Origin of the sequence: Mesorhizobium sp. WSM4306, from assembly GCF_007003975.1 — a bacterium.
GTDB lineage: Bacteria > Pseudomonadota > Alphaproteobacteria > Rhizobiales > Rhizobiaceae > Mesorhizobium.
On the sequence record NZ_VFTC01000060.1, the window covers coordinates 1 to 6,281 of the forward strand.

The window sequence follows — 6,281 nt, forward strand, 5'->3', positions numbered from 1 at the left end:
CCAGCCGCCGAAGCAACCGAACCTCCCCAAACCAGTTGGACTTCGCCTATGAATAACTTTCCCCGGACAGCCCTGCACGAGGGGGGAGATTGGCAGCTTCGGCGCCGGCCATCTTCTTGCAACGTTGGTGATTAGCGAAAGCGGGCGCGACGTCCGATCTCCCCCCCAAGTGGGGGAGATGTCCGGCAGGACAGAGGGGGGCGCCGTAGAGCGCCAGCTTGGCAACCGCCGATGGCGTCGCTCGGGCTGCCTTCAGTCGATTTCGTCGGTCCAGATCAGGCGCAGCAGGCGCAGCAGCGTTGCCCGTTCCTTTTTCGTCAGCTGCTGCAGGAACCGGTCCTCGTGCCGGCGCACGTGCCTGCGCCATGCCGGCATGGCCGCTTTGGCTGCCTGGGTCAAAGCGAGCACCTGCACGCGCCTGTCCTGCGCATGATCGTCGCGTTCGACCAGGCCGCGTGCCTCGAGTTCGGCAAGCAGCGGCGCCATGTTCGCGCTTTTCATGCCGAGCAGGCGGCAAAGCTCGGCGGCACGAATGCCGGGCCTTTCGTCGATCAGCGCCAGCATGCCGTAAGTGACCGGCCGCAGCGCCGCGTCGGCCAATTCGACCGTGAAATCATTGAGCGCCAGAGCCGAAGCGCGCCGCAGATTGTAGCCAATCTGCGCGTCGAGCGTGTCTTCCGGCGCTATCCTGGCCTTGCGGGGTTTGCTGCGGATTGTGGCCTCGTCCATGCTGCAAGCGATCACCGCGCTCAAGGCCCTTGTCAAGCAGAAAATACTATGCGACATAGCAATTATGAAAGCTATGTAGCATAGCGATTAATGCAAGGGCAGGTTTTGGAGCACGGCTCTTCGCTTGCCATGCAAGACCGCGAGCCGGAGGAGAATTGCCATGACCGAAGAGACCGTGGCCTTCGACGTCGAGAACGGCATCGCCTGGGTGCGCTTCAACCGGCCTGAAAAACGCAACTGCATGAGCCCGGCGCTCAACCGGCGCATGATGGAAGTGCTGGATGGGCTGGAATACCGCGACGATGTCGGGGTGCTGGTACTGTCGGGCGAGGGCAGCGCCTGGTCGGCGGGCATGGACCTCAAGGAGTATTTTCGCGAGACCGAGGCCAAGGGGCTAGGCGCCGTCCGCAAAGCTCAAGGCGAAGCCTATGGCTGGTGGCGGCGGTTGCGCTGGTACCGCAAGCCGACCATCGCCATGGTCAATGGCTGGTGCTTTGGCGGCGGCTATGGCCCGCTGTTTGCCTGCGATCTGGCTTTCGCGGCCGACGAGGCGCAGTTCGCGCTCTCCGAGATCAACTGGGGCATCCTGCCTGGCGGCGGCGCCACCAAGGTAGTGGTCGACCTCTTGTCGATGCGCGACGCCATGTATCATGCGCTGACCGGCGAACTCATCGACGGCAGGAAGGCGGCGGGGTGGAAACTGGTCAATGAAAGCGTGCCGCTGGCGGAGCTGAAGGCTCGTGTCACCGAGGTGGCGAACATTTTGCTGAGGAAAAACCCGGTCGCGCTGAAGGCGACCAAGGACGCCATCCGCCGCGTCGCCGAGATGACTTACGACAATGCCGAGGACTATCTGGTGCGCGCGCAGGAGGCTGCCAACTCCTACGACAATGACGGCCGCAAGGAAGGCATCCGCCAGTTCATCGACGAAAAAAGCTACAAGCCCGGCCTCGGCGCCTACGACAAGGCAAGGTGATCAGCCAACATCCGATCGCGGAGGAGATGCGAGATGCCGGCCTGGACGACGCCCGATCCCGTGGCCTTGCATGCCGCCACCCAGCCCGAACGCCTCGCTTGCGTCGACCTCGCTTCCGGGCGGCGCTGGACATACAGCAGGCTCGATGAAGCCATCCAGCACGCTGTCGCCGTGCTTGAGGGCGGCTACGGCATCGAGCCGGGGCAGCGCATCGCCAGCGTCGCCCGCAACAGCGCCGACCTGCTGATCCTGCAGCAGGCCGCCATGCGCCTCGGCGCCGTCTTCGTCCCGGTCAACTGGCGCCTCGCTGCGCCTGAGCAACAAGCAATCCTCGCCGATTGCGATCCCGCACTGCTGCTGCACGATGCCGCGTTTGATAGAGCGCCGCCCAAAAACTGCATGACGGTCGAGGTCGCCGATTTTGCGGCGGCGATGGAAGCGCAGGCGCCGGCGCCGCGCCGGCCCTTGCCGCCGGCCGATCAGCCGTCGATCATCCTCTACACCTCCGGCACTTCGGGTCGCCCCAAGGGCGTCGTCATCACCGAGGCCAACGCCTTCGCCACCGCGGTCAATTTCGGCGTGCTGGGGCAGGTCGGCAATGCAAGCGTCTTCCTTTGCGATGCGCCGATGTTCCATGTCATCGGCCTCATCACCAGCCTGCGTCCGCCCTTGCTGCAGGGCGGCACCGTGCTGATCTCGCCCGGCTTCGAGGCCGGTCTCACCAACCGCCGGCTGGCCGATCCCGAGCTCGGTGTCACCCACTATTTCTGCGTGCCGCAAATGGCAAAAATGCTGCGCGACGGCGTGGGTTTCGATCCGGCGAACTGGACCACGCTCACCGCTATCTTCACCGGCGGCGCACCCAATCCCGCCGCCGACATCCGCTGGTGGCTGGAGCAGGGCGTGCGCATGGTCGACGGCTTCGGCATGACCGAGGCCGGCACCGTGCTCGGCATGCCGCTCGAGGCCGGCCAGATCGCCCGCAAGGCAGGTTCCGCCGGCCTGCCGGGACCTTCGGTTTGCCTGCGCATCGTCGATGATGACGGCAACGACGTCGCCCCGGGCGAGGCCGGTGAGATCTGGCTCAGCGGCCCCAACATCACGCCCGGCTACTGGAACCGGCCGGACGAGACGGCGCAGGCCTTCACACCCGATGGCTGGTTCCGCACCGGCGACATTGCGCGCCGGGATGCTGAGGGTTTTGTCACCCTGGTCGACCGCCGCAAAGACATGTTCATCTCCGGCGGCGAAAACGTCTATCCGGCCGAAGTCGAGCTCGTGCTGCTCGACCATCCCGACATTGCCGAAGCGGCCGTCATTGGCATCGCGGACGAACGGTGGGGCGAGGTCGGACGGGCTTTCGTTGTGCTGAAGGCCGGCCGTGCCCTCGACCCGGCAGCGCTCGCGGCGCACTGCGCGGACCGTATCGCCCGCTACAAGGTGCCGAAGGAATTCCTGCTCGCCGACGCGTTGCCGCGCACCGCCTCCGGCAAGATTCAGAAGCACATCTTGCGCGGCCGGCCGGCGCCGGGTTGAGATAGCGAGTGCATCGTGGCTGCGAAACCGCTTAGGGCCCCTGCTACTCGATCAGAAGCAACCCGCGCTTCTTGTCGCCATCGCTGTCGATGGTGTCCATGGCCGAGAACAGGCGTTCACGCTCGATCAGCCACGGCTTGTAACGCTCGTTGACGTCGAGAACGAAAACCAAGTCCTCGGCCTCCAGATAGCCGCCGATCGGTGAAAAGTGGCCACCGCCGGCGCCGAATATCGTCTCTCGGGTAAAGTTGATGATGTAGCGGCGGCCGGGGTCGTTGGCGTACTTCATGTGCTCGCGAAACTCGTCGGCGCTCAGATTCCGAAGCACGGAGACTTTGCGCCCGGTTTTCGCCTGAGCGACGTCGGCAAGCTCGTCCAGCGTCAGACCGACGATGCAAAAGCCGGTCCAGCACTTTCCGGTTCCCGCGAGCACTTCGGCTTCGGTCGTCTCCACTTCGCCGATCGAGCGGAATGTGTTTGCAACACTTGCCGGACCGCAGCGTGAACCGTTCGATTGCCAGGCAAGGTTGGCATTGAAGGTAGCAGCCACGGGCAACTTCCAGGCGCTGTCGATCAATGCCGGGGTACGAACAACCGACGACTGGATGGCGTCTGGCGAGACTGGGGACGGACCGACAATCAAAAAAGCGGCACCGCAGAGCAGGCCAATGCCGGCAATCACAGCCAAAATGAAACTGCGCTTCATTGCTGAACCTCGAAGCAGACGATTTTGTTCGTCGGTCGATGTTGCGATGTCGGCCTCGAGACTACCATATACCGGCATTGCGTGGCAGGGCGCGCCGCCAGGGCGGCTCCGCCTTGCATTTTGCCCGGCCCCGAAAGGACAGTTGAAATGGCAGAACTCAAGGTCAGGACCCGAGAGACCGGCGCGCTGGCCGTGATGCCGCCGGGCGGCTTGCCGGTCGTGACAACACCGACCGGGGGCAGCGTCGATGTGGTGACCGGGGTCAACGCTCCGGGCTTCAATCCGCTCGACCTGCTCTATGCCTCCGTCGCCGCCTGCATGGTGCTGAGCGCCCGCATTGCCGCCACGCGCCTCGGCGTCGCCGCCAACCTCGGTGAGGTCCGCGCCGATGTGAGGGGCGAGAAGGCAGAAGGCGATGTCTCCCGCGTCGGCCGGTTCATGATCGTGCTCGACGTCCAGGGCGATCTCGACGAAGCGACGAAAAGGCGGATTGTCGAGGACGCCGAAACGATCTGCACGGTGAGCAACACACTGCGCACACCGCCCGAGCTTCACACCACGCTCGCCGGGTAACCAGGACCATCCCATGGCACGCATTTCCCCTGTTGACTACGACACGGCTTCGCCCGAAATCCGCGCCGAGCATGACAGGGAGCTCAGCCTGCGTGGCCGGATGACCAACATGAAGCGCATCCTGCTGCATGCGCCGGTGGCGCATCGCATCTATGCCGAATGGTTCACCTTGCGGGACCTGCTGCGGCCCGCGCTCGACGACCGCGCCATCTGGCTGTTGTCGCTGGCGATCTCGCAAGTCTGCCGTGCCGAGATTCCGGTCACCTTCTTCCGCCGCGCGCTGATCGATGGCGGCCTTGATCCGGAAGCGATCGAACCCAGCGCCGACGAGGCGTTGCTGATCGAATTCGGCAAGGCGGTTGCGGCCAACGCCAATGCGGTCCCGGACAACATCTGGGCGGCACTCAAGGCCCGCTATGACGACACGCTGCTGGTCAACCTCGTCGCCTTCGCCGGCATCATGGTGGCGACCTGCGTGTTCACCAACGCGGTGCGGGTCGATCTTGATCCGGAGCTGGAGGCCTATCGCAAGCGGTGAAACCGCCAATCTCCCCCCTCGTGGGGGAGATGTCCGGCAGGACAGAGGGGGGCGCTGTCCCGCCAGCCTATCAATCCATCATATCGCACTCATCAGAACTGGATCCGGGGAGGTTGGCGATCCTTCGCGCCCCCCTCTGGCCTGCCGGCCATCTCCCCCACAAGGGGGGAGATCAGCAGCTTCGCCACCTCCGCAGGAAACGGGTGGTCGCCGGGCCTTGCTCGCCCCAATTTGATCGCAAGCAAGCGATCGGAGGCATCCATGACCATCCATTCGATAACCGCCAAACGCGCAACCCGTTCGGCCGAAGCGCGCGTCGCCGCGCAGGACTGGAGCGCCTTGGTCGGCGAACTGAACAGCTACGGCTCAGCCGTCATGCCGGCGCTGCTCTCACCCGAGGAATGCGCCGAAATCGCCGCGCTCTATCCGCATGAGGAGCATTTCCGCAGCCATGTGGTGATGGCTCGCCACGGCTTCGGCAAGGGCGAGTACCGCTATTTTCGCTACCCGTTGCCGGACCTGGTCGGCGGCCTGCGCACCGCGCTCTACCCCAGACTGGCCGGCATCGCCAACGACTGGAACGAGCGCATGGGCGCAGCACAGCGTTATCCCGCCGACCACGCCGCCTTCCTCCAGCTTTGCCACGAAAACGGCCAGACGCGACCGACGCCGCTGCTCCTCCAATATGGTCCCGGCGACTTCAACTGCCTGCACCAGGACCTCTACGGCGATCTCGCCTTTCCCCTGCAGGTCGCGATCCTGCTGTCGCAACCCGGCGAGGATTTCACCGGTGGCGAATTCGTGCTCACCGAACAGCGCCCGCGCATGCAGAGCCGCGCCGAGGTGGTGCCGCTGACCCAGGGCGATGCGGTGATTTTTGCTGTCCACAACCGGCCGGTGCAGGGCACGAAAGGGCACTATCGCGTCAATCTCCGGCATGGGCGTCAGCCGCCTGCGTTCCGGCCGGCGGCATACGGTGGGGATCATCTTCCACGACGCGAAGTAAGGTGCGGCGGCGAAACTGCCAATCTCCCCCCTCGTGGGGGAGATGCCCCGGCAGGGCAGAGGGGGGCGCTGTCCCGCCAGCCTCTCTAGCCTCCAAGTGGTTCAAAAGCGTCCGAATGTCAGCCGCCGCTCGATGCGGTTGCAATCGGTTGTGTGCGTCAAGTTCTGCAAAAAGGGGCGGCCATGTCGCTGGTCATGCGGCTTGGCGCAGAGCGAGC

The 6,281-nt window shown here is 64.8% G+C and carries 6 protein-coding genes and 1 pseudogene; 5 read left to right on the forward strand and 2 right to left on the reverse strand.

The annotated features are described in order from the left end of the window. Nucleotides 1–252 precede the first annotated feature (252 nt). Nucleotides 253–729, reverse strand: coding sequence for a MarR family transcriptional regulator (locus tag FJV77_RS32080; RefSeq protein WP_142870349.1), 477 nt, complete (start codon nt 727–729; stop codon nt 253–255). A gap of 160 nt (nt 730–889) precedes the next feature. On the opposite strand from FJV77_RS32080, the gene FJV77_RS32085 reads away from it, so the two are divergent. After that, on the forward strand, nt 890–1,705 hold the full coding sequence (locus FJV77_RS32085; RefSeq protein WP_142870352.1) for a p-hydroxycinnamoyl CoA hydratase/lyase: 816 nt from the start codon (nt 890–892) through the stop codon (nt 1,703–1,705). Between the two features lie 33 nt (nt 1,706–1,738). Beyond that, complete coding sequence (locus FJV77_RS32090; RefSeq protein ID WP_142870354.1) at nt 1,739–3,241, forward strand: AMP-binding protein; 1,503 nt, start codon at nt 1,739–1,741, stop codon at nt 3,239–3,241. A 43-nt stretch (nt 3,242–3,284) separates the two neighbouring features. Here the strand turns inward: FJV77_RS32090 and FJV77_RS32095 are convergent, their stop codons facing one another. Next, nucleotides 3,285–3,947, reverse strand: coding sequence for a phytochelatin synthase family protein (locus FJV77_RS32095; protein ID WP_142870356.1), 663 nt, complete (start codon nt 3,945–3,947; stop codon nt 3,285–3,287). 147 nt (nt 3,948–4,094) lie between these two features. On the opposite strand from FJV77_RS32095, the gene FJV77_RS32100 reads away from it, so the two are divergent. From FJV77_RS32100 to FJV77_RS32110, 3 genes and pseudogenes are all read left to right on the forward strand, one after another. Continuing rightward, nucleotides 4,095–4,520, forward strand: a complete 426-nt coding sequence (locus tag FJV77_RS32100; RefSeq protein ID WP_142870358.1) for an OsmC family protein — start codon at nt 4,095–4,097, stop codon at nt 4,518–4,520. Between the two features lie 13 nt (nt 4,521–4,533). Then, nucleotides 4,534–5,058, forward strand: coding sequence for a hypothetical protein (locus FJV77_RS32105; protein ID WP_142870360.1), 525 nt, complete (start codon nt 4,534–4,536; stop codon nt 5,056–5,058). Between the two features lie 261 nt (nt 5,059–5,319). After that, nucleotides 5,320–6,064, forward strand: a pseudogene (locus tag FJV77_RS32110) (2OG-Fe(II) oxygenase). Nucleotides 6,065–6,281: the final 217 nt, after the last annotated feature.

Coding starts and splice junctions, on each gene's coding strand:
- FJV77_RS32080 (WP_142870349.1), bottom strand. CDS start 729: ATGGACGAGGCCACAATCCGCAGCAAACCCCGCAAGGCCAGGATAGCG.
- FJV77_RS32085 (WP_142870352.1), top strand. CDS start 890: ATGACCGAAGAGACCGTGGCCTTCGACGTCGAGAACGGCATCGCCTGG.
- FJV77_RS32090 (WP_142870354.1), top strand. CDS start 1,739: ATGCCGGCCTGGACGACGCCCGATCCCGTGGCCTTGCATGCCGCCACC.
- FJV77_RS32095 (WP_142870356.1), bottom strand. CDS start 3,947: ATGAAGCGCAGTTTCATTTTGGCTGTGATTGCCGGCATTGGCCTGCTC.
- FJV77_RS32100 (WP_142870358.1), top strand. CDS start 4,095: ATGGCAGAACTCAAGGTCAGGACCCGAGAGACCGGCGCGCTGGCCGTG.
- FJV77_RS32105 (WP_142870360.1), top strand. CDS start 4,534: ATGGCACGCATTTCCCCTGTTGACTACGACACGGCTTCGCCCGAAATC.